Annotated in this window: 22 protein-coding genes; 11 read left to right on the top strand and 11 right to left on the bottom strand. The window is 60.0% G+C overall.

Annotation, left to right across the window (positions count from 1 at the left end; translation table 11 throughout):
• The first annotated feature begins 10 nt into the window (after positions 1–10).
• Positions 11–1,723 carry an N-acyl-D-amino-acid deacylase family protein gene (locus tag AB4Z00_RS20215; protein ID WP_442046997.1) on the top strand — a complete coding sequence of 571 codons (1,713 nt, stop codon included), beginning with the start codon at positions 11–13 and terminating at the stop codon, positions 1,721–1,723.
• A gap of 12 nt (positions 1,724–1,735) precedes the next feature.
• On the opposite strand, the gene AB4Z00_RS20210 is transcribed toward AB4Z00_RS20215, so the two are convergent.
• The 3 genes from AB4Z00_RS20210 to AB4Z00_RS20200 are packed head-to-tail and all read right to left on the bottom strand — an operon-like array spanning position 1,736 to position 5,618.
• Positions 1,736–2,806, bottom strand: coding sequence for an aldo/keto reductase (locus AB4Z00_RS20210; protein ID WP_159831194.1), 1,071 nt, complete (start codon positions 2,804–2,806; stop codon positions 1,736–1,738).
• Positions 2,803–4,227 (bottom strand): acyl-CoA reductase, encoded by a 1,425-nt coding sequence (locus AB4Z00_RS20205; RefSeq protein WP_159831193.1) that lies wholly within the window; start codon positions 4,225–4,227, stop codon positions 2,803–2,805. Before AB4Z00_RS20205 ends, AB4Z00_RS20210 begins: the two co-directional genes overlap by 4 nt.
• Positions 4,228–4,241: 14 nt before the next feature.
• Positions 4,242–5,618: a hypothetical protein gene (locus tag AB4Z00_RS20200; RefSeq protein ID WP_133085010.1), complete on the bottom strand. Its 1,377-nt coding sequence runs from the start codon at positions 5,616–5,618 to the stop codon at positions 4,242–4,244.
• Between the two features lie 287 nt (positions 5,619–5,905).
• On the opposite strand from AB4Z00_RS20200, the gene AB4Z00_RS20195 reads away from it, so the two are divergent.
• From AB4Z00_RS20195 to AB4Z00_RS20170, 6 genes are all read left to right on the top strand, one after another.
• Positions 5,906–6,280, top strand: a complete 375-nt coding sequence (locus AB4Z00_RS20195) for a limonene-1,2-epoxide hydrolase family protein (protein WP_133085011.1) — start codon at positions 5,906–5,908, stop codon at positions 6,278–6,280.
• 11 nt (positions 6,281–6,291) lie between these two features.
• Positions 6,292–7,314 carry an LLM class flavin-dependent oxidoreductase gene (locus AB4Z00_RS20190; protein WP_133085012.1) on the top strand — a complete coding sequence of 341 codons (1,023 nt, stop codon included), beginning with the start codon at positions 6,292–6,294 and terminating at the stop codon, positions 7,312–7,314.
• Entirely contained in the window at positions 7,307–8,365 is a 1,059-nt protein-coding gene (locus AB4Z00_RS20185) for a hypothetical protein (RefSeq protein WP_442046996.1), read from the top strand. The genes AB4Z00_RS20190 and AB4Z00_RS20185 overlap by 8 nt, the downstream gene beginning before the upstream one ends.
• An 86-nt stretch (positions 8,366–8,451) precedes the next feature.
• The gene (locus AB4Z00_RS20180; protein WP_133085014.1) at positions 8,452–8,835 is read left to right on the top strand and encodes a nuclear transport factor 2 family protein; all 384 of its coding nucleotides are present in this window, start codon (positions 8,452–8,454) and stop codon (positions 8,833–8,835) included.
• Between the two features lie 127 nt (positions 8,836–8,962).
• Positions 8,963–9,343, top strand: a complete 381-nt coding sequence (locus AB4Z00_RS20175) for a VOC family protein (RefSeq protein ID WP_133085015.1) — start codon at positions 8,963–8,965, stop codon at positions 9,341–9,343.
• 102 nt (positions 9,344–9,445) lie between these two features.
• Entirely contained in the window at positions 9,446–10,660 is a 1,215-nt protein-coding gene (locus AB4Z00_RS20170) for an aromatic ring-hydroxylating oxygenase subunit alpha (RefSeq protein ID WP_133085016.1), read from the top strand.
• Positions 10,661–11,450: 790 nt separating this feature from the next.
• Here AB4Z00_RS20170 and AB4Z00_RS20165 read toward each other — a convergent pair.
• Entirely contained in the window at positions 11,451–13,028 is a 1,578-nt protein-coding gene (locus tag AB4Z00_RS20165) for a phytoene desaturase family protein (RefSeq protein WP_133085017.1), read from the bottom strand.
• 21 nt (positions 13,029–13,049) lie between these two features.
• Positions 13,050–13,931: an SDR family NAD(P)-dependent oxidoreductase gene (locus AB4Z00_RS20160; protein WP_442046995.1), complete on the bottom strand. Its 882-nt coding sequence runs from the start codon at positions 13,929–13,931 to the stop codon at positions 13,050–13,052.
• A gap of 183 nt (positions 13,932–14,114) precedes the next feature.
• On the opposite strand from AB4Z00_RS20160, the gene AB4Z00_RS20155 reads away from it, so the two are divergent.
• From AB4Z00_RS20155 to AB4Z00_RS20140, 4 genes are all read left to right on the top strand, one after another.
• Positions 14,115–14,759 (top strand): TetR/AcrR family transcriptional regulator, encoded by a 645-nt coding sequence (locus AB4Z00_RS20155; RefSeq protein WP_159831192.1) that lies wholly within the window; start codon positions 14,115–14,117, stop codon positions 14,757–14,759.
• A 160-nt stretch (positions 14,760–14,919) separates the two neighbouring features.
• On the top strand, positions 14,920–15,681 hold the full coding sequence (locus AB4Z00_RS20150) for a GntR family transcriptional regulator (protein WP_133085019.1): 762 nt from the start codon (positions 14,920–14,922) through the stop codon (positions 15,679–15,681).
• 1 nt (position 15,682) lies between these two features.
• A complete protein-coding gene (locus tag AB4Z00_RS20145) occupies positions 15,683–16,846 on the top strand; it encodes an acyl-CoA dehydrogenase family protein (protein WP_133085102.1) in 1,164 nt (387 codons plus the stop codon).
• Between the two features lie 66 nt (positions 16,847–16,912).
• Positions 16,913–18,124 carry a cytochrome P450 gene (locus tag AB4Z00_RS20140; RefSeq protein WP_133085020.1) on the top strand — a complete coding sequence of 404 codons (1,212 nt, stop codon included), beginning with the start codon at positions 16,913–16,915 and terminating at the stop codon, positions 18,122–18,124.
• Between the two features lie 73 nt (positions 18,125–18,197).
• Here AB4Z00_RS20140 and AB4Z00_RS20135 read toward each other — a convergent pair whose 3' ends face one another.
• The 6 genes from AB4Z00_RS20135 to AB4Z00_RS20110 form a co-directional block, all read right to left on the bottom strand.
• Positions 18,198–18,797: a malonic semialdehyde reductase gene (locus tag AB4Z00_RS20135; protein ID WP_133085021.1), complete on the bottom strand. Its 600-nt coding sequence runs from the start codon at positions 18,795–18,797 to the stop codon at positions 18,198–18,200.
• A gap of 2 nt (positions 18,798–18,799) precedes the next feature.
• Positions 18,800–19,411, bottom strand: coding sequence for a gamma carbonic anhydrase family protein (locus tag AB4Z00_RS20130; RefSeq protein ID WP_236549405.1), 612 nt, complete (start codon positions 19,409–19,411; stop codon positions 18,800–18,802).
• A 130-nt stretch (positions 19,412–19,541) separates the two neighbouring features.
• Positions 19,542–20,867 carry an acyl-CoA dehydrogenase family protein gene (locus AB4Z00_RS20125; RefSeq protein WP_442046994.1) on the bottom strand — a complete coding sequence of 442 codons (1,326 nt, stop codon included), beginning with the start codon at positions 20,865–20,867 and terminating at the stop codon, positions 19,542–19,544.
• The gene (locus tag AB4Z00_RS20120; RefSeq protein WP_133085022.1) at positions 20,773–21,405 is read right to left on the bottom strand and encodes a TetR/AcrR family transcriptional regulator; all 633 of its coding nucleotides are present in this window, start codon (positions 21,403–21,405) and stop codon (positions 20,773–20,775) included. The genes AB4Z00_RS20125 and AB4Z00_RS20120 overlap by 95 nt, the downstream gene beginning before the upstream one ends.
• Positions 21,402–22,214: an SDR family NAD(P)-dependent oxidoreductase gene (locus AB4Z00_RS20115; RefSeq protein ID WP_442046993.1), complete on the bottom strand. Its 813-nt coding sequence runs from the start codon at positions 22,212–22,214 to the stop codon at positions 21,402–21,404. The genes AB4Z00_RS20120 and AB4Z00_RS20115 overlap by 4 nt, the downstream gene beginning before the upstream one ends.
• A complete protein-coding gene (locus tag AB4Z00_RS20110) occupies positions 22,211–23,380 on the bottom strand; it encodes an NAD(P)/FAD-dependent oxidoreductase (protein ID WP_133085024.1) in 1,170 nt (389 codons plus the stop codon). Before AB4Z00_RS20110 ends, AB4Z00_RS20115 begins: the two co-directional genes overlap by 4 nt.
• Positions 23,381–23,383 lie beyond the last annotated feature (3 nt).

Here is a 23,383-nt window from a genome sequence, read left to right as displayed (position 1 = left end):
GGATTGAGCCATGCCCGACGCAGATTTGATCATCCGAGGCGGCACGATCGTCGACGGGACCGGCGGGAATCCATTCGTGGCAGATATTGCTGTCCTCGACGGCCGCATATCTGCCATCGGGGCGAACCTGGAGCGAGCCCGAGAAGAGATCGATGCCAATGGTCTCCTCGTGACGCCGGGCTTCATTGACATCCATACGCACTACGATGGCCAAGTGACTTGGTCGGACAGTTTGGTGCCGTCCGCCGAACACGGCGTCACAAGTGTAGTCATAGGCAATTGCGGGGTTGGCTTTGCGCCATGCCGCGCGGGCGACCGAGAAGCACTCGTCAATGTCATGGAGGGTGTTGAGGATATCCCCAAGGCTGTCATGGCCACGGGTTTGCCTTGGAACTGGGAGACTTTTCCGGAGTATCTTGAAGCGCTAGGCAACTGTGCGTGGGACGTAGACGTCGGCGCATACATTCCCCACTCTCCCTTGCGCGTCTATGCGATGGGCCAGCGCGGCCTGGACCGAGAAGCCGCGACGCCTGCGGATATCGTCCGTCTCTCCGAGCTTGTCAGCGAGGCCATGGATGCCGGCGCACTGGGGTTCGCAACCTCGCGCTCGCTCGTCCATCGTCGCGGGGACGGAGCCTTCATTCCCTCCTTCCAGGCCGCGTGCGAAGAGTTGGAAGCACTCGCCCGGGCTGTGGGAGAGAGTGGACGAGGGGCCATTCAAATGATCCCTAACCTCGACACTGCAGACTGGTCGGGCGACGTCGATCTGATGAAGCGAATGGCTTGCGCTTCCGGCAGGCCAGTGACGTATTCGCTGGCCCAGTGGGCCGGAAATCCCGATGGCTGGCGGCAGACGATGGACGCGCTGCTGGAACATAACCGTAGCGGCGCGGCACCGATCCTGGCTCAGGTCTATCCCCGGCCCATGGGAGCATTGTGCGGCCTTTCCACTTCGGCAAACGCCTTCAGTTATTGCCGGACCTATCGGGCGCTCGAGGATCCGCCATTACCTGAAAAAGGAAGGCTCATGCGCGATTCACGCTTTCGCGAACGACTTGTGGCGGAAGAGCCCGATGAAACGCCTACGCCGCTCCACGCACTGCTGCGAGCATGGGATAATCTCTTTCCGCTCGGTGATGAACCGGACTACGAGCCGTCGCCCGATTCCAGCATTGCATCTCTTGCAAAACGACGTGGAATCGAACCGGCCGAACTCGCCTACGAACTGATGCTGGAACAGGAAGGGAAATCCTTAATCCTGATGCCTTTCTCAAACTATGCGCAGTGCTCTCTCGATCCGGTGCTCGCCATGATGAAGGATCCTTGCAGCATAATCGGCCTGGGAGATGGAGGCGCGCACTACGGTATTATTTGCGATGCCAGTTATCCAACGACAATGCTCGCCTATTGGGCACGCGACCGCGGCGGTGAGCGACTTTCCGTCGCGGCTGCTGTTAAGGCGCTTAGCGCTGATAATGCCGCCTTTCTCGGTCTGCACGACAGGGGGCGGCTGGCACAAGGGCTGAAGGCCGACATCAACCTGATCGACCATGCAGCCCTCAGGCTTCATGCCCCGTACGTCGTTCATGACTTGCCGGGAGGCGGTCGCCGATTGGCGCAACATGCGTCCGGATATCGTGCGACGATGGTTAGCGGCGTCATCACTCGTTGGGATGGCGTCGATACCGGCGCACGCCCCGGACGGCTAATCCGGGCAACCTAAGCCAGCACTCCATCAGCTTGCTCGGGGTCGCACTTTGGTGCCGGCGGTCAATCCGTGGCGAATGAAGTCCGTTGCCAGGAAGTCGTGCGGGAAGCCTTTCGGAGTGAAACTGGCCGCTTCCAATCGATCGAGATGGTGCAGATCCAGCGAAACGCCGAGCGCGGTTACATTGTCCTCATATTGCCGCATCGTTCGTGCACCCAGCAACGGCGAGACCACGGCCGGGTTCGCCAAAGTCCAAGCGATGGCCGCTTGTGCCGAAGTAGCGCCGACGTCGTCGGCGACTGCCTGAACGGCGTCAGCAATGGCCAACGTACGAGCGTCCAGCTTGCCCGCAGCGGCGAGCATGGCGCCACGTCCTCCGGTGTCCTGACCCTCTCCGTTGCTCCGGGCCGCGTATTTGCCGGACAGCAAGCCGCTTGCAAGAGGAGACCACGGCATCACGCCAATGCCGAGTGCTTTTGCGGCAGGAATGAGATCCCGCTCGGCGGTACGCTCCACAAGATTGTATTCGGCTTGCAACGCTGCGAACTGGGTCCAGCCTCGCAGGTCGGCCATCGTCTGCAATCGCGCCATCTGCCAGGCGGGCGTATCGGACAGACCCAGATAAAGAACCTTGCCCTGGGTCACCAAGTCATCAAAGGCGCGCATGATTTCGTCTGCGGGGGTGCTATCGTCCCAGACATGGAGAAATAGCAGATCGATGCGATCGGTGCGAAGCCGGCGCAGGCTCGTCTCAACGGTCTGCATCATGTTGCGCCGGCTGTTTCCGGCAGCATTGGGATCTCCAACCGATCGCGTCAGGGAGTATTTGGTGGAGAGAACCAGTCTGTCGCGCTTCGCCTCGGCGAATTTGCCCGTCAAATCTTCCGAAACGCCGCCTGCGTAATATCCTGCAGTGTCGATGAAATTGCCGCCCTGATCGACGTAGGCATCGAAAATGCGTCGGGATTCCTCTTCGCCAGCGCCCCATTCCTCGCCGAATGTCATTGTACCCAGAGCCAAAGGCGAAACTCGTAAGCCCGAACGGCCAAGCAGCCGGTAGGTATCGAGCGAAAGCGGTCCTGTATGCGTGCGGTTCATGGCTGTGTTGGCTCTCTCTCTGCTTCAGTCACGACCCAATGCATCATGCGATGGACGGGCCATCCCCCGTCGTGCGGCAGGCCGCCGAACTTTCCGCTATTGATGTTGCCAAGGCCGACGATGCGTTGCGCGCCGGCCGACGACAGCCCGTCGCGCAACTGCGTGATGCGGCCGGGCGGATAGACGCCGACCGACTGGGTGGCCACGGAGACATGGGCAATCGCCTCCGCCAGGCTGGAGACGGCGACCACGTTGACAAGCTTGCCACCGGGATTGAATGCGACCGGATCGCTTGATCGAACAACCATTCCGGTGCCGTCGGGTTGTCCGAACACACGGTAGATCGGCTCGAGATTGCCGAGCATATCGAGTTCGTCCAACAATGCCTCGGGAGGACGTGGTCCGCCTTGTCCATTCCCATACCGAACATCCTTGCCCATCTCGGCTACGAGAGCCTCACAATAGGCATCGACTTGCGGTAAGGATCCCTCGACGAACTGGAAGCGAGCGCAGCTACATGCGTCCTGATTGAAAGCGATGATATCGGCCGCGCTGCGCCGGGCGATCTCGGCTATAGGCAATCCTGCGAAAGCCTCCTTGCCGATCAGCGAAATCGAGATCTTGGGGTCGAAGGATATGATCTCGAAACCGGGAGCTGCATATTTCATTGCATGGCGAACGGCCGCTTCGCCTCCCCACACCGCCAGCTTGTCGAAATACTGAGATCTGAAGATGTGCTCCTCGATCGCGGTATCGCCGCCGCGCCAATAGGCCGCCGAGAACGAGCGTGTCACCGGGTGATTTGGCCCGACATCAGCCATCGTGCGCAGAAGTGCCGTGGCAGTGAACATGTCGTTCGAGGGCATCTTCAGCAAATGAACGCCCTTGCTGATAGCCCCGCGCACGATCGTCACCGGCGGCACGATGGGGGCATTTCCGGCAAGGATATGGACCATGCGCGGCGGAAACGCCCGGATGTCGAAGGCTTGGCCCTGGATATCACGTCTAACCCAGCCGTCATTCGCGCCGAGCCAACCGAGAGATTGCTCCGCCTCGGCTTCGACGGCCTCGCGCGTGAAGAACCAACCGATGTCCCTGTAGCAGTTTTCCAGAATTCGCGCGCCAAGACTATTGCAGTGGAGATTGAGGGCTGCCGCTTCCTGTAGATAGGCATTTTTATCGAAATCGAGTGCCTTGCCGACCTCGACGAGGAAATCGACGATTTCCGCCAACGGCGTTTCGAACGCAGGTCCGGGGTCGCGTCTGGGCCAAATCAGCGCGTCGAGATCCAGTGCAGGGGTCATCACCGGGCTCGCGCTCGCTCGGGAGCGATGCTCGACTGCAGCGTCGAGCTGTACTTCTCCCTTTATGACGTGCGCTATCAGCAGCCTCGGCTCGTTGGACATGCTTTCCGGTCGCATGACTGTATCCTCGTTCAAGCCGCGACAGTCGGGGAAGACGAGATCGACCCGCGGACGTAGGAGTCGATGGATCCCGCGCAGCTGAGTTTGTCCTCGCCCCCTTCGAGATCGGCATAACGAGCTACGGCGTGGATCACCGGTGTCTTAACACCTTCAAGGCCCGATCCGAACTCCACCTGGACCTTGTCGCCGGAAATCACGCCGCCCCAACGCGCATCGGCGAGGATGTCGAAAAATGCCATACGCCCCTCGACGAGGCCGATGTCACCGGTCGTGCCGAGCAGATGCTCGCCGGACTTGTCGAGAACCAATGGGACGATCCACGGGGGTACCGCATAGGACTCGGTCGGCTGGATCTTGGCGCAGAAGCCGCTCATCTCCACCATTGCGTAAGAACTGGTAATCCGGTCGGCCGTGACGCCGAAGAATTGCTGGATCTGATCCCGGTAATCTGCCGGGACCGCAGCGCCCTTCGTGCCTCCCCCGAAACTCATCAGAGTGTCGGGGTGGAAATCTCCGTTCTTTATCCCGCGCTTTCGTAGCGTTTCTACGATCTGCCAGGCAACGCCGTACATTACGCCGATGTAAAGGGGACTGTGCCGGCGGTCTTCCAATAGGTCGATCCAGGTCTCGAACTCGGCTGCACGCTTGATGCGGCGGACCTCAAGTTCGGCTTCGTAGGCTGCGATCTCGCCCGGGCCGATCTTGCCTGCTGCCAACAAGCGCCGCAATTGCGCAGGCCTCATGGCATCGAACGCACGGATCGGATCCTCGCTCAATCGGTGCAGTTCGCCGGGCGCTGCCCAGCGAGGAAAGTGGCGGTTGCAGAAATCGATCATCTTATGGGTGCCGCGCTCCGGCATCATTGTGAAGACCGAGCGCGAGTGATCGGCGACGTAGCCGGGCGTGGACAGGTCCGCGGCATGCAGACAGGCTGTGACACTGACGTCCCGGTCCTGGTCCGATTGATCCAGAAATGAGGATTTTCCAGATGTTCCGCTCGAGGCAAATACGTGGTGGCCGGCCAAACGTGCGCGGTCCAACCACTCATCGATGTCGCGCACGTCCGACACGTCGATGTTGTCGGTAGGATAGGTCGCGAGGGTGCCGAGCCATAGGTTCATGTGAGCCCATTGCCCGTTGTCGACAAAGGCTTCCGGATAGCTCTTGTAGTTTGTGTGAGCGAAGAGAAGGGGCACAAGATCGGATAGCCGGTCTATGCCGTCGATCCCTGCCTCTCTGGCGCGCTTGTTCAGCACACCAATCTGCCCGCGCCGCTCCGAAAAACGTTCCCGTGCGGCTTCGAGCTGCAGTTCGGCCAACTGTTTCGGGGCGTTRCGGAATGGGTCTGCTGATCGTGCAAGTGCGATCAGTTCGTCGACGGCGCTCATGGTTGCGGCACTCCCGTTCGCTTGTGCCGCAGCACTATAGGAAGCGCTGTGCAGGATGCTGCAACGATGACTTTCAACACGAGGACATAGTGTCGCCGAAGCGACGTCACGTTGCGGCAAATGATTGGGCGGCAACGAACGGCCAATGCCAGGCACGAGGGATTCCGATCTTCCCAATGCGATGAAGGCCAGAGCGCCGGCCCTAACGCGGGCTGGCTATCTTTCGGCAGGGGCATTGCCTGCCATCAGTCCCCATGGTGCCCCGATTGCAGATCGGGGAGGCGAATATGGCGGGACCGTTGCAGGAAGTGCTGGCATTTTTCGGTGAAAGCGGCGGCACCGCGCAAGACATGATCTCGGCAATGAGGAAGCGATTCACGCCCATCACGCGCTGGGAAAATGTTGGCGTGGCGACGACAGTCGGAATCGAGGAAGCAATGGCCTTCGTTGAGGGTTTCCTGGCCCGCATTCCCTTCGAGCGCTGCGAAGTCGTTGTTCACCACGCCGCAGCGCATGGCAACGTCGTCCTCACGGAGCGCAGCGATATTTTTTACGGAGCAGACGGCGCGGAACTCGTTTCGCTGCGGCTGATGGGCGCACTGGAGATGGACGGGCCGTACATTACGGCATGGCGCGACTATTTCGACACCAAGGGCTTCTGAAAGGCGATAGCATGGCAAAAGGAAAAGCTGTTTGGGCACAAATCGCGCCAATGCCTGGTGAGGAGCTGGTCGCGGCGGCGCGGAGCTACGAAGCCACCGGAGTAGAGGGAGTTTGGGCACCCCAAATGTTTGGGGCGCCGTTTTCGACCCTCGCGGCCGCCGCGCCTGCCACGCAGAAAATCAAACTCGGCACGGGCATCGCCTTGGCATTCGTGCGCAGCCCGCTTGAGACCGCTTGCAGCGCGGTTGATCTCGATCTGATCAGTGGCGGCCGTGTCGTGGTGGGACTTGGCTCCAGCGCGCAAAGCCAGACGGAAGGATCGTTCGGGTCGACCTATGGAAAGCCACTTGCACACATGCGCGAAGTTGTGGGCATGATCCGCAAGATCGTGGCGCTCGGTCACACCGGCGAACTGTCGCAGCTTAAAGGCGATTACCATAGTCTCGACCTTTCGCACTTTCGCCTGCTGCAGCCGCCGGTGCGAAGTGAGATTCCGATCTATCTTCCTGCAGTATTTCAGAAGGCTTGCCTTCAGGCTGCCGAGATTGCCGATGGACTGCTGGGCCACCCTTTGTGGAACGAGGCCTGGATCGAACGCGAGGTCATTCCGAATATCCGGGCAGGGCTAGACAAATCTGGACGAGAGCGCGGAGATTTTTCGCTCAACCTTTCGATCTTCACGGCGATTGATCCGGATCGCAAAGAGGCCATCGAGGATTGCCGGGCGACCGTGGCCTATTACAGCCAGTCCCCGCAATATCTGCGCTATTTCGAGGAGATCGGCTTCGGCAAGGAAGCCTCCGCTATCCAGGCGGCATTTGCTCGAGGCGATCTAGCGGCAATGACTGCCGCATGCCCGGACGAGATGGTGGAGAGCATCGCGGTCGTAGGCGATGTAGACGAGGTGCGCGCCGGCGTGGCCAGGCGGGCAGCGGCGGCAGACGCGATTACGCCCGTAATTCCGCACTATGGCCTCTCGCCCGAAAAGAGCAGGACATACAGCGCGCGGCTGGCGGAGGCTTTCTATGGCTGATCCAGTGCGCCAACCGATCGCCTCGATGGCAGGAGCAGGTGCTTACAACCGGCATTCCGGTTTGCAGCATGCCAATCTTCATTCGGCGCTTCCTCTCTGGGAGGAGGCAGTGGGAACTATCGCTGCGAATTCCCAAGGCTTGGTTCGGATTGTGGACTACGGCGCCTCGCAAGGGCGCAATTCGCTGCTTCCTATGGGCACAGCCATCGACCTTGTGAGGGATCACAACGGCCAACGAGCACTGGAGATCATTCATACCGATCTCCCATCCAACGATTACACGTCATTGTTTGGGCTCCTTGCGACCGAATCGGACAGCTACCTTGCGGGCCGGCGCGATGTATTCCCGATGGCGGTGGGCCGGTCCTATTTCGAACAGATTCTACCCTCCGACAGCGTGGACTTGGGGTGGTCGTCCAACGCCTTGCATTGGCTCAGTCACAACCCCGTCAATGTCGCCGATCACGGCTGGGCCGTATACAGCAACAGCGTGCTCGCGCGCGAAGCGGTCGATGATGTGCTTGCCCAGGATTTGCTCAATTTCCTGCGGGCCCGGTCGCGGGAATTGAGGGTCGGAGGGCGTCTAGTGTGCCAATTCATGGGGCGTGGCGGCGACCGACATGGCTTCGAATGGATGGCTGGTCACTTCTGGGCAACGCTCCTCGACTTGAGGCGCGAGGGCCTGCTCGATGACGACGATACATTCATGGCGACCTCTCCATCGGCGGGACGTTCCCTGGAGCAATTGAAGGCGCCGTTCGAGCAGGGGCTCCTTCCTGACCTCTCGGTAGTTCACGTGTCTTGCGTCCGCTCTCCAGATCCATTCTGGGATGCCTACCGCGAAACCGGGGACGCGGAGGCATTCGGCTTTCAGTGGGCGTCGATGATGTGCGCGGCGAACGGCCCCAATTTCCTGGCCCAGATAGGCCGCGACAGAGATCCGGAACGCCTGATGAAAGAATTAAGAACAAGGCTTGCCACGCGTCTGGCCGCTGATCCGCAGCAGAGTGTTTCCTATCTCGCGCTCCTGTCGATCCGAAAAGGGAGCTAGCCACGCGGAATGGACGATCAACGAAAGTCATATCGGAACGTGTAGATTTGCGAACGGCACCTTGGTGAAGGCAGCGGAGAAAAGCGGTGAGCGATATCGAGAAAAATAAGGCGATTGCACGGCGTTATATGCGGGCTGTGGAGGAAGGAGATCTCGAGACAATCGAGGCTTTGCAGCACCCCGATTGCCAATGGTGGATATTGGGCCATGGCGACATGACACGGGCGGATTTCATCGCCAGCGTGAAGGGCGGATTGCTGTCGGCTGAGCGGCGCACGGCGAACGTTGTTGGAATCACCGCTGAAGGTGAGCGAGTTGCCGTGGAAGTGAGCGGCGAGATGGTTTTTCCCGACCGGGTCTATCGCAACGAGTACCATAACCTTCTGATCATCCGAGATGGTCAGATCGTTTCGGGCAAGGAGTACATGGATACGCGCGCGGTGGCTGAGGCTTTTTCGTCCGGCGCTTGAGCACGTCAATATTTCGCTGCTCAAGCTAGAGTGTATTTGGGATGGCCTGATGCCCCCAAGCGGCCTCGCCAACTGCATCGGACGGTAATTCGAGAGCGCCTGCTTGAGGTGCTTTTTGGGAAAGAAAATGGGCATTTTTACCCACGCGTGCCTCGGCACCAATGACTTGGGGCGGGCAGCCTGCTTCTATGATGCTGCGCTGCTGCCGCTCGGTATTGCCAATTTGGGGCCGTTTCAGGAACAAGGTCTCTGCTATGGGCGCACTGTTCCGGAATTGCTCATTCTGCATCCCCTGGAAGGCCGCGCGACTTCGTCAAATGGTGCGACCTTGGGATTCAAGGCGCCCAGCAGGCTTGCGGTCGACCAGTTTCATGCGGCCGGGTTGGCGGCGGGCGGAACCGATGCAGGGGGGCCGGGACAGCGGAATGCGGTCCCCCACGCCTATGGCGCCTATTTGCTCGATCCCGACGGTAACAAGATCTGCGCCTATTGCTTCGATCCGTGCTGATCGGATTTCCGCCACTGAACCCTATCGGATTGCAGGTTCGCTTTCGCACCTCCCCGCCATCCTGCCCACATCGGGAGACGAGAATACCCAGGAGGACAGCCCATGCATGAAGCTGCATTGCAATTGCTCAAGCGGACGATGGACGATCAGTTGGCCCGGACTGAACACCCGAGCGACTTTCCTGCCTTGCCGCCCATTCCGGCTGGACGCTACACCGATCCCCGGTTTGCGGCCCTCGAGAAAGAAGGGCTGTGGGATCGTGCGTGGTTGCTCGCCGGCATAGCTTCGGAGCTGCCAGAGCCCGGTTCTTACCGACTCTTTCAGCACCTCGATCGATCCGTGATCCTTTCCCGCGGAAAGGACGACCGGATTCGCGCATTCCACAACACCTGCCGGCACCGCGGTTCGCCCCTCCTGCTTGAGGAGGAAGGACGGGCCTCGCGGTTCGTCTGTCCTTACCACTCCTGGAGTTACGCGCTGGACGGTGCCTTGAAAGCGGTGCCCAGCCAACACGATTTTGCCTGTTTCGAAAAGTCGGACCACCGATTGGCAGAAGTGCGCTGCGAAACTTATCGCGGCTTCATCTTTATCAATTTTGATGACGCGGCGGGTCCTTTGCGCGAATTTCTTGGCGAATTTGTTGCCTTGACCGAAGGATATCCCCTCGAACGCATGGTTGTGAAGGACCGGTTCACGGTCGAAATGGATTGCAACTGGAAAATCGCCTATCACAATTTCCTCGAAATCTATCACGTCAATACTGTTCATCCAAAGACGCTTGCACCGCACCTCGATTCCCGCAGTTTCGTGATAGCTCTTTACGACGGTGGCCATATGCGTTTTGGCACGCGCAAGAAAGGCGGCGTTTCGCTCTTCGAAAAGCCGCCTGTGCAGCCTGACGATATTGCCGACGTCTTTCTCGAGAACACGGTCGCATTGCCCACTTTTCCGAACACGTTCTTCTCGCTCGATCCCGTAGGTTTCAATCTGCAATGCTTCTGGCCGGCCGGGCCGAACAAGTCGATCATGGAAGTGCGCCAGATGGGATGGGCAACGGATGACGATGCCGACAGGGAATATTGGGGCGAAATGCGAAAGGCCACCGAACACATCCTGTCAGAGGACCTTTGCCTATTCTCCAGCATACAGCAATCGCTGCGCAACGGCGCATTGGCTTCTATCATTACGGGTTATCAGGAGCGCGCGCTCTATTGGTTCGAAGAGGAAATCGACCGCCAGATTGGTCCGGATCGTGTACCGCGGGACCTTCAGGTGCAGCCGCGATTGGGCTCCTATTCCACGCCCCATAGCGAATGAGCCGGGCAAGCCGACAAGCTGCGCGATCGTCGCGGTGAACCTATCAGTTGCGCCGTCATATCGTCCATGGGCGGCATGACGGCGTGGCTGATGCGATATACTTGGTTTCCGCCGGAAATTTGATGAGCAGTTTTGGAAAAATGAATCCAGTTGTTTGCGGCAATACAAGCGCATCGGCGGAGCGGTCAAATTCTCCTCGGGGAATAGCTCCGCCGCACTGGCTCATGAAGATGGATGCGGCGCGCGCGAATATCATTCGTCGATTAAACGCGTCATGTGGTGATTTGCATGCATTCAAAAGTTGAAGAACGAGTAGACAATTTGGAACGCGCAGCTCTCGAGTTCGAGGGAGCACAATTCGCAACGCGCCACCTTCTGGCAATGCTACTATCCAGGCTCGACAGACATGAGGCTGAAGAATACTTTCGGGATCTGCAATGCACCGGGCGTAAACACGTCGTCGAGCTCGGTAAGGCCCGCTTGACCGGGTATCTAGATGAGCTTGAAGCAGTTCGTCACGCTGCTTGCCTGGCGAGAACCCAGCCAGTTACGCCCTTGCGCGTCGTTTTGTGAAGCCGATCGCCCGAGTTTGGTGGCCATCAGACGGATTTCACGACTATCGCCCTCATCAGATGTCGACGTAATATCCCTCGCAGCAGTCATTAATTCGGAGACAAATCAGAGATAGTCTTTGCCAAGGTTTCAGTTTCGCTGGCCAACGCAAAGTGCGCACCATCACAGGTGGGCGGAGTGTGGGAGAGCGTGGGTTTGGGTCAGTTCAAACCACCGGCTACCTTGTTTTTTTAAGCGCTCGTAGCGCGCGGGTAGCGGCGATCCGTCCTGCAATACCGGACACACCGCCGCCGGGATGAGCGCCTGCACCGCCGATAAGAAAGCCGGGAAATGGCGGCCGGGGGCCGCCGAAACCGGAAGCCGGACGGTGCACCCCCGATCGCAGGGCACCGAAATCTATGTGGGTGACGCACCCATTGCTGACGTTGAGCCGCTTTTCCCGTTCGCGCGCGGTTTCCACGAAGCGCCCGACCTCTGTGTCGAGCCCGTCGTAGAACTCGCCAAGATGGCTTATGATCGAGGCCATCGTTCGGTCCTTCAGCTCCGGGCTCCAGCCCTCGCGCGCATCCACAGCAACACCGGGCAAGTAGATGTATGCCAGCGAACCGCCCGCCGGAGCCTGCGAAGGATCGGTATTGGACAGCGGGCTGAGGGACATCGCGTGACGTTCGGGAATGTCGCCGCGTCGCGCCATGGCAAATGACTTCCGCACTTCGTCGGGCGTTCCGATGAGCCCCACGGCCTTGTCGAGATCGGCATCGTCATGGCGCATGTCCTGATGTCGCTTGAGCCGCAGCGGCCCGGACATCGCAATATTGGCGAGAAGCGGCGCGGCGTTGGATCGGTTCGACGGGGCATGCTCGATGCGTTGCAATAATGTGCGCGAAACGCCGCCCGGCGTCGTCAGGCGCATCGCCGTTCGTGGGTCGCACGTCGCGATCACCATCTTGGCGCGTATGATCCGGCCATTTTCCAGCCGCACGCCTTTGGCCGCGCCGTCGTCGACGATGATTTCCGCAACCGGCGCATTGAGCTCGATCGAGGCGCCCGATGCTTCGATACTGCGAGCAAGCGCGTCCGAAAACGACTGGAGGCTGCCGATGGGTTTACCGGTGCCGTATTTATGCGTGACGGCGAAGATCATGTACGCGGCAGCATTTCCGTCGTCATCGATGGGACCGGCGCCTGCGGCGATTCCCAGCAACAGCGCGATTGTTGCGGGGTCTTCAAACCTTTCGCAGGCGATCTGGTCGGCGGTCGCCTTGGACATCGCCACCAGTTCGTCTTTCAGCCGGACGTTGCGGACCGCGCTTTTGATCACCTTCGACATATTCCGCACGTCGGGGCGTCCGGGCTCGGCCATCATCATGGGAAATCCGATATCCATCATGACGTTCAACGTCTTCATGAAATCCAGATAGGCCTTGCCGTCGTTGCGGTTGATGCGGGCGATGTCTTCCGCCGTGCGGCGATAGTCATAGAAGAGGGCGATAGAGCTGCCATCGGGATGGAGGTAGGCGTAAGTGGGATCAGGATCGACAGTCCGCAGGCCGTATTTATGGAGATCGAAGTCCTCGATGATGCCAGATTTGCGCGCAAACAGCAGTTCCACGGCGCAGGGCGTTACCAAGTGCTCAGGCGCTTCCGGAATCATGTAGCCCGAGCTCGTCATCCCGCCCACTTTCGCAAGGCGCTCGACGACGACGACTTTCTTGCCCGCACGCGCCAGATAGCCTGCGGCCGCCATGCCGTTGTGGCCGGCTCCGATAACGACGACGTCGACCTCGTCCATCATTTCCCGCTATCCCTTAGCAAATCAGCCGTTCGCCGCAGCCGTGTACGCCTTGCCCCATTCGGCGAGGGCAAGAAGGCGCGTCTTTCGGTCTGCCTGGATGCGCGGGATCTGCGCCTCATCCGGACCGTCGGGCACGATCACAAGGGGCTCCTTGCCCAGGCTTGCAAGGGCCAGTGCACAGACGTTTGCGGGATCGTAGGCGGTCGAATAGTCCATCCCGAGCCCTTCGGTCGCCCGGCGCAGGGTCGGAGTGTCCATGATCGGGGCGGCAATTCCGAGGATATCTACGCCTTGTCCGTCGAGCTCTGCCCAAAGCGATTCCACGAAATTCAACTCGAAAGCCTTCGTCGCTGAGTACATAGTCAGCCAGGGCTGGCCGCCAAGACCGGCTCCCGAAGACATGACCATGATCCCCCCGCTGCGCCGCTTGACGAGTCTGTTGCCGAAGCCATGAACGGCTTCGACGACATTGGCTGCATTCATGGTCAGAAGGCTGAGCGCTCGATCAACCGGCTCTCCAAGGAAACTGTTGCCGGCCCCGTCGGCCCCGGCGTTCGAAACGAAGAGTCCGATATCGAGATCACGGGTCTCTTCGACGAGCCGGGAGCCCGTTCCCGATTGCGTGAGATCGGCAACCACCGAGCGAAACGCAATCCCGTACAAACCGGCGAGCCGTTCGCCCAGTTGATCCAGGGCCTCCTTGCGGCGGGAAACGAGGACCACGTTGATGCCCATCGCCGCAAGTTGTTCTGCATAGCTTGCACCGGTTCCTTCCGAGGCTCCGGCGATCACCGCCCAAGGGCCGTAACGGCGTGCAAATTCGGCGTGATCAAGCGGGGGAAGCTCTACTGTTCGCATGCTGGAATGATCCTTGCCCGGGTAACCCGCGTCAGTTTGTTTCATTGCGCGGATGGCGCTTGTTACAAGCTGACGGGGAAGCTCCGTCCTATCGGGAGGCAGGGAGCATCCTTGTTGATTGAAAGGACTGGGACATTGCAAGGTCGTTAATGTTCCAAAACATCGGAAAACTACCATTCCGCCCCACGCTGGTATGGATTCTTGCGGCAATGGTGTTATCCTTGCCCGGTGGAAACAGCCTCGCCTCAACGACGTATACGGATACTCCGGCGAGCAACCGAAATTTTCCTTGATCGCGGTTATGCCGGTGCGACGATCGACGACATCGCGCAGGCTGCCGGTGTGGGGAAAGTTGCGATCTATCAGCTCTTTGGTGACAAGGTGGAATTGTTCGCCGAGTGCATGATCGACGCTGCGAAAACAGCTTCGGAAGGTACCCGGTCTGTGCTGCGCTGTGATGAACCGGTTCGTGACGTACTTGTCGCGTTTGCCGAGCAGCACATTCGCCAGATGCTCCGGCCGGTCTTCGGCGCCAGGCCGTTCTACGAATTTATTCGGGTGCTCCTGAGCGCTTCGATCACACATCCAGATATCAGTGGACGCTGCCTCGATATCCTTCGGACCGAGGAAGCCGCCCGGCTGAACGACTACTTCCAAGCGATGATTGATCGGCGGACGCTGGCAGGGGGCGATGCAGATTTTCTCGCGCGCCAATTCATGCAAACGATCTTCTTTACCAATGTGGTCATTTTGGAGCCCGCAAGCGCAGAGTGCTACAGCAATCCGCGCGTTTCCGCGGAAAATGCGGTTGACCTGTTCTTGAATGGATGTGCGCGAGGCGCTCTGCGATGTCTGGCGGTTGCTTCAGATTGACGTGATCGATTCTGAATTCTCGTCGTGCCATCATCTCCGGCCAGGCCCTGATCTGCTCGCATCATGAAGATGCCAAGCTGGCCGCTTGACACTAATCCATGAGACGCACCCTACCCTTGGAAAGGCGCGAAGATGCAGGGGCTCCGCAATTCTATAGAATATGGAATTGCATCGCCGCCTCCCTTCGCCAGACGTGCCTTCCGGCCCGAGCCTGTTCGGCACGGAGCCGGTCAGTACGCCGCCGACCCGCCGCCAGGCCGTTCTTGAGCGCCTTCGCAGCAGCATCGTTTCAGGAGCCTTGCCCCCCGGTACGCTGCTGCGCGAAACGAGTTTGGCGGCGCATCTGGACGTCAGCGCGACGCCCGTTCGCGAGGCACTTGGCACGCTAGAGGCCGAAGGGCTGGTCGAGATTGAAGTGCACCGCCTGAAACGGGTTGCGCGCATTGACTTTCGCAGCATGCGGGACCTGCTTCGCGTTCAGTCCGAGCTGTGGCGGCTTGGATACATATGGGGCATGCCACATGTTGGCGCAGGGCAGGTAGCTCAACTCGAACACGCACTTGCGCGCTACCGAGCGTGTTTGGCGAGCGATGATTCCGCAGGCGCCCTCACTGCTGGGCTGGATTTCCATACGATCTTCATCGCGGCGTCAAGCAACCAGGAGCTGCTGCGCTCAACGCTCGACCGCAGAGCCCTGATTGCAAGGTTTGTCCTGCTGCACGGTCTTCAAACGATTTGCCCTCTCGGGCTTTCCCAGCATGAAGCGATCCTTGCCGCCTTCCTGGCGAACGACCGCTCCGCAGTGCTCGCTGGTGTCGACCGCATCGCCACTCGCCTGATCGCGCTGGCCGAACAGGGGTGCGAGCTGTCCGACGATGTTGCTGAAAATCAGAAAATATCACTATACGAAAGAGATACCTGAGATGGATTTCGAACTCGAGGACGAATACCGTTCCTTTCGCGACACCGTGCATCGCTGGGTCGAAAACGAGGTGCCCAAGGAGTGGGCGCGAGCGCTCGAGAAGGACGAGCATGCCTACCCCTATGCCCTTTGGGACAAGCTGACTGAGGCGGGCTTTCACGGCGTCGGCATTCCCGAGGAATACGGCGGGCAGGGCGGCGACGTGGTGATGCAGATGCTGCTGGCCCGCGAACTGGCGCGTTCCCTGGGTGGACTGGCATGGATCTGGGGGATCACCAGTTTTGCTGGGGGGAAGTCGATCGGTCTCTACGGATCTGCCGAGCAGAAGGAGAAGTATCTGCCGTTGATCGCTTCCGGTCAGCTCAAGGCCGCCATCGCATTCACGGAACCGGGGGGCGGTACCGACCTGCTTGGCGCGATGACGACAACGGCGGAACGCGTCGATGGCGGCTGGAAGCTCAACGGCGAGAAAACCTGGTCCTCATCTGCGCATGTCGCCGACTATCTTCTGGTGATTGCACGAAGTGACAGGAATCCGGAGAAAAAGCATCAGGGACTGACTCTTTTTTGGGTTCCCGCCAAGACTGCCGGAGTGACGATAACCCCGCTCGCCAAGCTCGGCATGCGATCGATGGGGAGCTGCTCGATCCATTTCGAGGATGCTTTCGTCGCAGACGAACAAGTGCTCGGCGAGCCGGACAAGGCCTGGTACATGTTGCTGCCCACGCTCAACAACGAGCGGATCATGGTCGGCGCGTTCTGCCTGGGCGTCATCGACGGCGTACTGGAAGACGCTGTCGCCTACATGCAGCAGCGCAAGGCATTCGGCGGGATCATCGGCCGTTTCCAGAGCCTGCAGCACTATGTGGCGGATATCGCCACGATGCAGAAGACCACAGAACTCATGCTGCATTTCTGCGCCGACAAGCAGAGCCGAGGCGAAGACGTTGGCGTTGAGGCGAACATGCTGAAACTCATCGCGTCAGAGAATGCCAACGCGGCCGCAGATCTCGGCATCCAGATCCTGGGCGGCATGGGCTACTCCGCAGAGACCGACATGCAGCGATACTGGCGGGACAGCCGGCTCTGGCGGATCGGCCCGATCACCAACGAGATGGTGCGAAACGGTATCGCCGAGAGCCTCGGGTTGCCCCGATCCTTCTAAGCGACAGGTGCAGGAATGACCGGCCCCGGAAATGGGGCGGGACAAACGACAGGGAGTGTGGGAGTGATGATGTTTCCGGAGCAGGCGATCCCCGATCACGTGCCGCCAGCCTTGGTGAGCCGGGACTTTCCATTCATTTTCGGAACGACGACGGACAAAGATCCGTTCGACGATCTGGCCATGCGGATCCATGACGGACCCGATATCATTTACGCGGCCCATGCCTATCCCGGAGGAACGGGAGCATGGGTGCCACGCCGCATGGCGCATCTTCGCGAAATCTATCTCGATACAGAGCACTTTTCTTCCACCGACTTTTCGCCTTTCTCGAAGCTGGTCGGTGGAGCGTGGATCAATTCGCCGGCGGAACTCGACCCTCCGGCGCATGGGCCATTCCGTCAGATGGTGAACCCGGCCTTCACGCCCAAGGCCATGGCGGCGCTGGAAGACAGGATTCGGCACTATGCGGTGGAGTACATCGAGACCTTCGCCAAGCGCGGGCAGTGTGAATTCATGGGCGAGTTCGCATTCGAATTCCCGATCAAGGTCTTCATGGAACTGATGGGTTTGCCGCTCGACCGGGTCAGCGAATTCATGGAATGGGAAATGAATCTCTTGCATAACCACGATTTGTCCAAGATCGCGGATGCCACGCGCAGTGTGCTTGACTATCTGGCCGGCGAGATTGCCGACAGGCGCGCAAATCCGCGCGACGATCTCATTTCATTCGGCGTGCGGGGCGAGATAGAGGGACGTCCTCTGACGCAGGACGAACTGCTCGGCTTCATGTTCAACCTCTTTATCGGCGGGCTCGACACCGTCTCCACGAACATGGGCCTACAATTTCGCCACCTCGGCACACACGTTGAAGACCAGGCATTTTTGAGAGCCGACCCTTCACAGATCCCGCATGCCATCGACGAATTGATGCGGGCATACGGGGCGGTCACCACGTTTCGCACCTGCAAGAAGGAAGCGGTGATAGGCGGTGTGCAGTTCAGGCCGGGAGATAAGGTCGCCATGTCGACAACGCTCGCCGGGCGGGACCCCGACGAGTTCGAAAATCCCTGCGAGGTAAAGCTGGACCGGCGGCCGAGGCACGTCGGCTTCGGCTTCGGCATACATACCTGCGTCGGCATGCACCTGGCTCGCCGCGAATTGCGGATCGCGATGGAAGAGTTCCTGGCGCGGATTCCGGAATTCCGCCTTGCGCCCGGTCATCGGGTGCGTTGTCATCTGGGCATGATCCAGCCAGTGGAATTGCCGCTGGTCTGGTGAGGTTGCGACGGAGCCGTTTCCAGGACAGTCGCTGCTTCCTGACAGGAGAGCGCCTTGGAAACGGCTTTCGAGCCTAAAGGTCGACGCAGGCTTCGTCGAAGTCCAGCCGGGGATTGCGGGGATGGAGTCCTGCCGGATCGCCGTGACCGATGTTGCACAGGAAATTGCTTTTCCAGCGGCCATCGGGGAAGAATTCGGAATCGAGGCTGGCCGCATCGAAGCCCGACATAGGACCGCAGTCGAGACCCAGGGCGCGGGCGGCCATGATGAGATAGGCGCCTTGCAATGTCGAGGAACGGGCGACAGTCTGCGCGACGAGTGCGTCATTGCCTTCAAACGTCGCCCGCATGTCCCTTGCGGGAAACAGCTTGCCGTAGAATTCATAAAACCGTGTGTCACCCGCTACGATCACAGTGCAGGGAGCCTGCATGACCTTGTCTCGGTTGCCAGTGTTGACGTGAGGCAAGAGCCGGACCTTGGCATCGGCCGAGCGGATGAAGACAAATCGGGCCGGATTGCTGTTCGCGGTCGTCGGGCCCCACTTCGCGAGTTCGTAGAGGTTCCGAATGGTCTCCGTGCTGAGCGGACGATCTTGCCAGGTGTTATGCGTGCGGGCTTCCCGAAACAGGAGGTTCAGCATCGTGTCGTGTTCGAGCGTGGTTGCGCCAGTCATCCTCATTCCTCGTCAGTGGAGTAGGAACCGCGAATTCCACGCTCGATCCATTGGCGATGTTCGCGTGCGAGGATAGCTTCGGCCTCTTCGGCCAGAAGCGCCATCTCCGCGATCTCCCAGACGCGGTGGTTTCCGGTCGCATAGGCGCGGGCGTTCTCGCGATAGAGGAGCGCATCGATGATGTTGCCGTGCAGCTTGTCAAGAACGCGCGTCACTCGGCCGGGCGTGCCCATTACCAGGGAATTTGACGGAATAATGGTGCCGGCGGGCAAGAAGCTGTGAGCAGCAACAATCGAGCCGTGGCCTATGACGCAGCGCTCCATGATCGTGGCACCGATGCCGATGAGGCAGCCGGGCTCCAATGTGCATCCGTGCAGGACTGCACGATGTCCAACTGTACAGTAGTCGCCGATGATGGTCGGGTCATTCCAGCCGATGTGGATCATGGCGTGATCTTGCACACTTGCGCATTTTCCGATGCGGACATGACCTCTCTCGCTCCGAACGACCGCGTAAGGCCACAGACTGCAATCCTGTTCCAGCATGACGTCGCCGAAGATCCGGGCTGTGGGATCGACGTAAGCTGGTAGAGAGCCGATGCTCGCCTCGGTCACGATATCGCCGTTCGTTGTCTCTGTTGCTACCCCTGCGCAGCATCCATGGGCCGTCCCTCTCTAAATGGGCTGTGGATGCTGCCACTGGGGCGATCGCCTGCCTAACACGCGATCGCCCCGGCATTTTGGATCAATAGGCACCCGGCGGAGAGATCGGATCGGCTCCGGCAAGGTTCCGGCCATAGATTTCGTAGCCGATGGTCGGGATATTCTGGATGTGGCGGAGAGCCATCGAAATATCGCGCCAGTAGCGGTTGATCGGCTTGTCCAGCGCAAAACCGGAAGAACCCGCCTGGAACATCAGCGATTCACTCGCACTGTGAACGAGTTCGACCATCTGGGCACCGCCGGAGCGCTGCTTTGCCTTCTCGGCGAGGGTGAACTCCTCACCCTGCGCAACTCGGTCGAGCTTGGCTGTGAGGTTGAACAGGATCAACTTGGCCGTGTCGATCATGGCGGCCGCTTCACCAAGGTCGCGCATGTAGGCACCGGAATTGGTGCGCGGCGAAATCGTCGTCGTCAGTACGGGCTTCTTCGGCGATTCCGCCGTAACGATCTCCAGCATGCCCTCGACTGCGCCAATGAGCTGGGCAATGCCGGTCGTGCGAACCACCGGAACGGCAGGAAGGAGGTCTGAAGGCGCGCCGAAATGACGCTTGGTACGATCGATCTGGCCCGCGCGTTCGTCCATCAATACCATCTGGTCATCGGGAATGAACACGTCCTTTGCTATCGCCGTGTCCGACCCGGTTCCCTGCATGCCCGAAACGAACCAGGTGTCCTCAATAGTCATGCTGTCCATCGGCAGATAACACATGCTGATGCCCGGAACGACCGGCCCGTCGTAGCCTTCAAGCACCACGCCCTGTTGCGCCCACTTCGACTGGCGGGAGCCGGACATGTAGGGCCATTTACCGTTGATGATCCAGCCGCCGTCCACCTTGCGCGCCTTGCCCGGCGGGTTGTAGGCGCCGCACACGGTCTGCGGGCCCTCGCCAAAAATTGTGTCCTGGACACCGTCGGGCGCGAGACTGGTGATCCAGCTGGTGCCGTTGATGATCTGCATCACCCAGCTGACCGCGGGGTCGCCCTTGGCGATTTCCATCTGGACGCGGCAAAAGTCGGTGGTCGAGAGTCCGAAGCCGCCCAGGCGTTGAGGCAGCAGAAGCCGCAGGAAACCTTCCGTCTTGAGCATTTGATCGACGGCCGGGGTTGGGCTGCGCCGCTTTTCCCCTTCAGGCGCTTCCTTTTGCAGGAATTCGCGCAGGCTGCGCGCCTTTTCCACCAGGCCGTCGGCCACCGCCTTGTCGGCGAAACCGGATTGCGTGTCTGATTCGAGCTTTGCTACTGTTGCCATGAAATCATCCTCTCGTATTTTCGGCTTGGTGGCCGGCGATTTGCATTGCGATTTCGTGCAGCCGATCGGGAGAACCGTTCCAGAGTTCCAGCCATTCACCAGTGGCCGGAATGATCAGCGTGCTAAGCTGCAGGCGAACGAGCGTGTCGCAGAATGTGTCCCGGTCTATGGTATTTCCGGTCAGTCCTTCGAAATAGTCGAGCACGGGTTCGAGAGCGCGTTGCACGGCGGCCTTGTGACGGCCGAAATGGCTGCGCAGGAAACTCAGGTGAAAGGCAGGTTCAACTTCGAAGATCCGTTCCGGCGACCGCTCGATCGTAAAACGGCCGAAGAATTTCATGACGGCACGGAACCGCTCGATCGGATCGGGAATGCCTTCGCCAGCCTCGACAATGCCCTTTTCGAAACTGCTGCAGATGTATTCGCTGACTGCCGCGAGCACTTCTTCCTTGGACGCGAAATGACGATAGAGGGTCCCGCGCGACACCCCGCTGCTTTCGCTGATGTCACTCATCGACAGTCGCCGCGTGCCGATTGTTGCGATCGCGCGCAGTGTACCGTCCATGATCTTCTGGACGCTGCCCGTGCTGTCGGTGGCGACGACTTCGCTCCAGTCGGTGTGCGGCGTCAGTTTCATGTTTGGGCTTCCATTTCGGCAAGGTTGTGCGGAACGCTTACATAGCCGGGCAGATGCTGACCGCCATCGACATTGATCAGCTCGCCATTGACGAAACGCGACATTTCCGAAGCGAGGAAGAGCACGACCGGTCCGATGTCCTTCTCGGGATCGCCCGCGCGCTTGAGCGGATTACTTGCTGTTGCCATTTCAAGGAAGCCGGGCACGTCCTCTGCCAGCTGCGCGAACACCTGGCCCWTCCCTGTCGGTGCGATCGCATTGGTCCTGATGTTGAACCGGCCCCATTCAACCGCAGCGGTGCGGGTCAGGCCCAGGATCGCCCCCTTGTTCATGTTGTAGTCGGCATGAAGCCATGCACCCGTCTGGGCGTCGATCGAGTAGAAATTGACGATCGAGCCGCCGCCGCGTGCCTTCATGTGCGGGAAGGCGGCACGCATGGCCCACCAGGTTCCCCAGGTACCGATCTCGAGAGTGCGCTGGAGCATCTCATCGGTCTTCTGTTCCAGCAACACGTTGGCAGACAGCTGCGAGGCATTGTTGATCAGGATGTCGAGGCCTCCGAACTCGGAGACGACCCGCTCGATCATGCCTTCGACGTCGTCCTTGATTCCCATGTCCGCCGAAAGGCCCATGGCGCGGGTTCCGAACTCCTGGCTTATCTCGGCCGCAACCGCTTCCGCCGCCGCGCCGTCGCGCCCGGTAATGAGGATATCGGCGCCCTCACGCGCCAGACAGCGGCTGATGCCGTAGCCCAGCCCTTTTGCCCCGCCCGTGACGATCGCGATCTTGCCCTGAACCAACCCAGTCAAGCAGCTTCTCCTGCAAATTGTTCGCCCAGCGCGCGGTCCATTTCCATGCGTTCCTGGCAATAGTCCTGCGTAAAAACGTAGCCCCGCACGTTCTTGCCGTTGTCGCGGAACAGATACTTGAGCCCCCGCTCGTCGTTGGCCGCTTCCTCCCACCGCCCGGCAACGCCGATCGGAGCCGGAAGCAGCACCACCGGGTAGGCTGTGGTCTTGACCTGCACCGAGAGCGGCGGAAAGTGGATATTGGTAGGTGTTCCGAGCGCACTGGGAGCGATGGCGCGCGCTGCCGACATGATCGGTGTTACATAGGCTGCGAGGCCTTGCGGATATTCCGCGCAGTCGCCGATAGCGTAGATGTCGGGATCGGAGGTCCGCCCGGTCTGGTCGACAGTAATGCCCCGGCCGGTCTCCAGCCCCGCCTCACATGCCAGCGCGACATGAGGGCGAAGACCCACCGCTGAAAGCACCGCAACGGCTTCAATGACCATGCCGCTGTCGAGCTGCGCGCGAACCCCGCTTGGAGACTTGTGGATGGCCGTGATCTTGCTGCCTAGGTGCCATTCGACGCCCTTGGTAGCCAGCGCATCACGGATTCGATCACCGACCCCGCTGGGTACCAGCTGAGCCAAAGGATGGAGCAGCATGTCCACGACTACCGGAAAATAGCCTGCGGCAGAAAGATCGTTCGCAAACTCAGTTCCGACAAGTCCGCCGCCCATGACCAGCACTCGCCCGCCAGCGGGCAGCCGCTCGCGAAACTCGCGGTAATTGTCGAGATTGTTGACAGCAAGAGCCCGGTGGGCCGCGTCGCCATCGATCGGCGGGCGCACAGGATCTGCTCCAAGCGCGAGGATCAGTTTGTCGTAGAAGATCGGCCCGCCAGTTGTCAGTACAGCCTTGTCCTGCCGATCTATGGCCTCGACGAGGCGTCCTGCGCGCAGATCAATTCGGAGCTGAGCCGCCATTTTCTCACCCGGCGTGGTAATCAGGGCGTCGGGCATTTTGCCCTTGGCCAGTGCGGTGGACAGCGCCGGTTTGGAATAGAAGTGGCCATCGTCCTGCGTCACCAGGGTCAACCGGGCGTGCGGCGCGAGCTTGCGTAGCTCCCGCAGGACGCCGTAGCCGGCGAGGCCGCTCCCGATGACGACGATGTGCGGGGATGACGTCACCGT

This window comes from Novosphingobium sp. YAF33, assembly GCF_052113265.1.
Taxonomy (GTDB): Bacteria; Pseudomonadota; Alphaproteobacteria; order Sphingomonadales; family Sphingomonadaceae; genus Novosphingobium.
This window is presented reverse-complemented; position numbering and strand designations above follow the sequence as displayed.

What these genes read in the sequence shown, in the direction of transcription:
- AB4Z00_RS20215 (WP_442046997.1), top strand. Translation starts at nt 11, where the DNA reads ATGCCCGACGCAGATTTGATCATCCGAGGCGGCACGATCGTCGACGGG.
- AB4Z00_RS20210 (WP_159831194.1), bottom strand. Translation starts at nt 2,806, where the DNA reads ATGAACCGCACGCATACAGGACCGCTTTCGCTCGATACCTACCGGCTG.
- AB4Z00_RS20205 (WP_159831193.1), bottom strand. Translation starts at nt 4,227, where the DNA reads ATGCGACCGGAAAGCATGTCCAACGAGCCGAGGCTGCTGATAGCGCAC.
- AB4Z00_RS20195 (WP_133085011.1), top strand. Translation starts at nt 5,906, where the DNA reads ATGGCGGGACCGTTGCAGGAAGTGCTGGCATTTTTCGGTGAAAGCGGC.
- AB4Z00_RS20190 (WP_133085012.1), top strand. Translation starts at nt 6,292, where the DNA reads ATGGCAAAAGGAAAAGCTGTTTGGGCACAAATCGCGCCAATGCCTGGT.
- AB4Z00_RS20185 (WP_442046996.1), top strand. Translation starts at nt 7,307, where the DNA reads ATGGCTGATCCAGTGCGCCAACCGATCGCCTCGATGGCAGGAGCAGGT.
- AB4Z00_RS20175 (WP_133085015.1), top strand. Translation starts at nt 8,963, where the DNA reads ATGGGCATTTTTACCCACGCGTGCCTCGGCACCAATGACTTGGGGCGG.
- AB4Z00_RS20170 (WP_133085016.1), top strand. Translation starts at nt 9,446, where the DNA reads ATGCATGAAGCTGCATTGCAATTGCTCAAGCGGACGATGGACGATCAG.
- AB4Z00_RS20165 (WP_133085017.1), bottom strand. Translation starts at nt 13,028, where the DNA reads ATGATGGACGAGGTCGACGTCGTCGTTATCGGAGCCGGCCACAACGGC.
- AB4Z00_RS20160 (WP_442046995.1), bottom strand. Translation starts at nt 13,931, where the DNA reads ATGAAACAAACTGACGCGGGTTACCCGGGCAAGGATCATTCCAGCATG.
- AB4Z00_RS20150 (WP_133085019.1), top strand. Translation starts at nt 14,920, where the DNA reads ATGGAATTGCATCGCCGCCTCCCTTCGCCAGACGTGCCTTCCGGCCCG.
- AB4Z00_RS20145 (WP_133085102.1), top strand. Translation starts at nt 15,683, where the DNA reads ATGGATTTCGAACTCGAGGACGAATACCGTTCCTTTCGCGACACCGTG.
- AB4Z00_RS20140 (WP_133085020.1), top strand. Translation starts at nt 16,913, where the DNA reads ATGATGTTTCCGGAGCAGGCGATCCCCGATCACGTGCCGCCAGCCTTG.
- AB4Z00_RS20135 (WP_133085021.1), bottom strand. Translation starts at nt 18,797, where the DNA reads ATGACTGGCGCAACCACGCTCGAACACGACACGATGCTGAACCTCCTG.
- AB4Z00_RS20120 (WP_133085022.1), bottom strand. Translation starts at nt 21,405, where the DNA reads ATGAAACTGACGCCGCACACCGACTGGAGCGAAGTCGTCGCCACCGAC.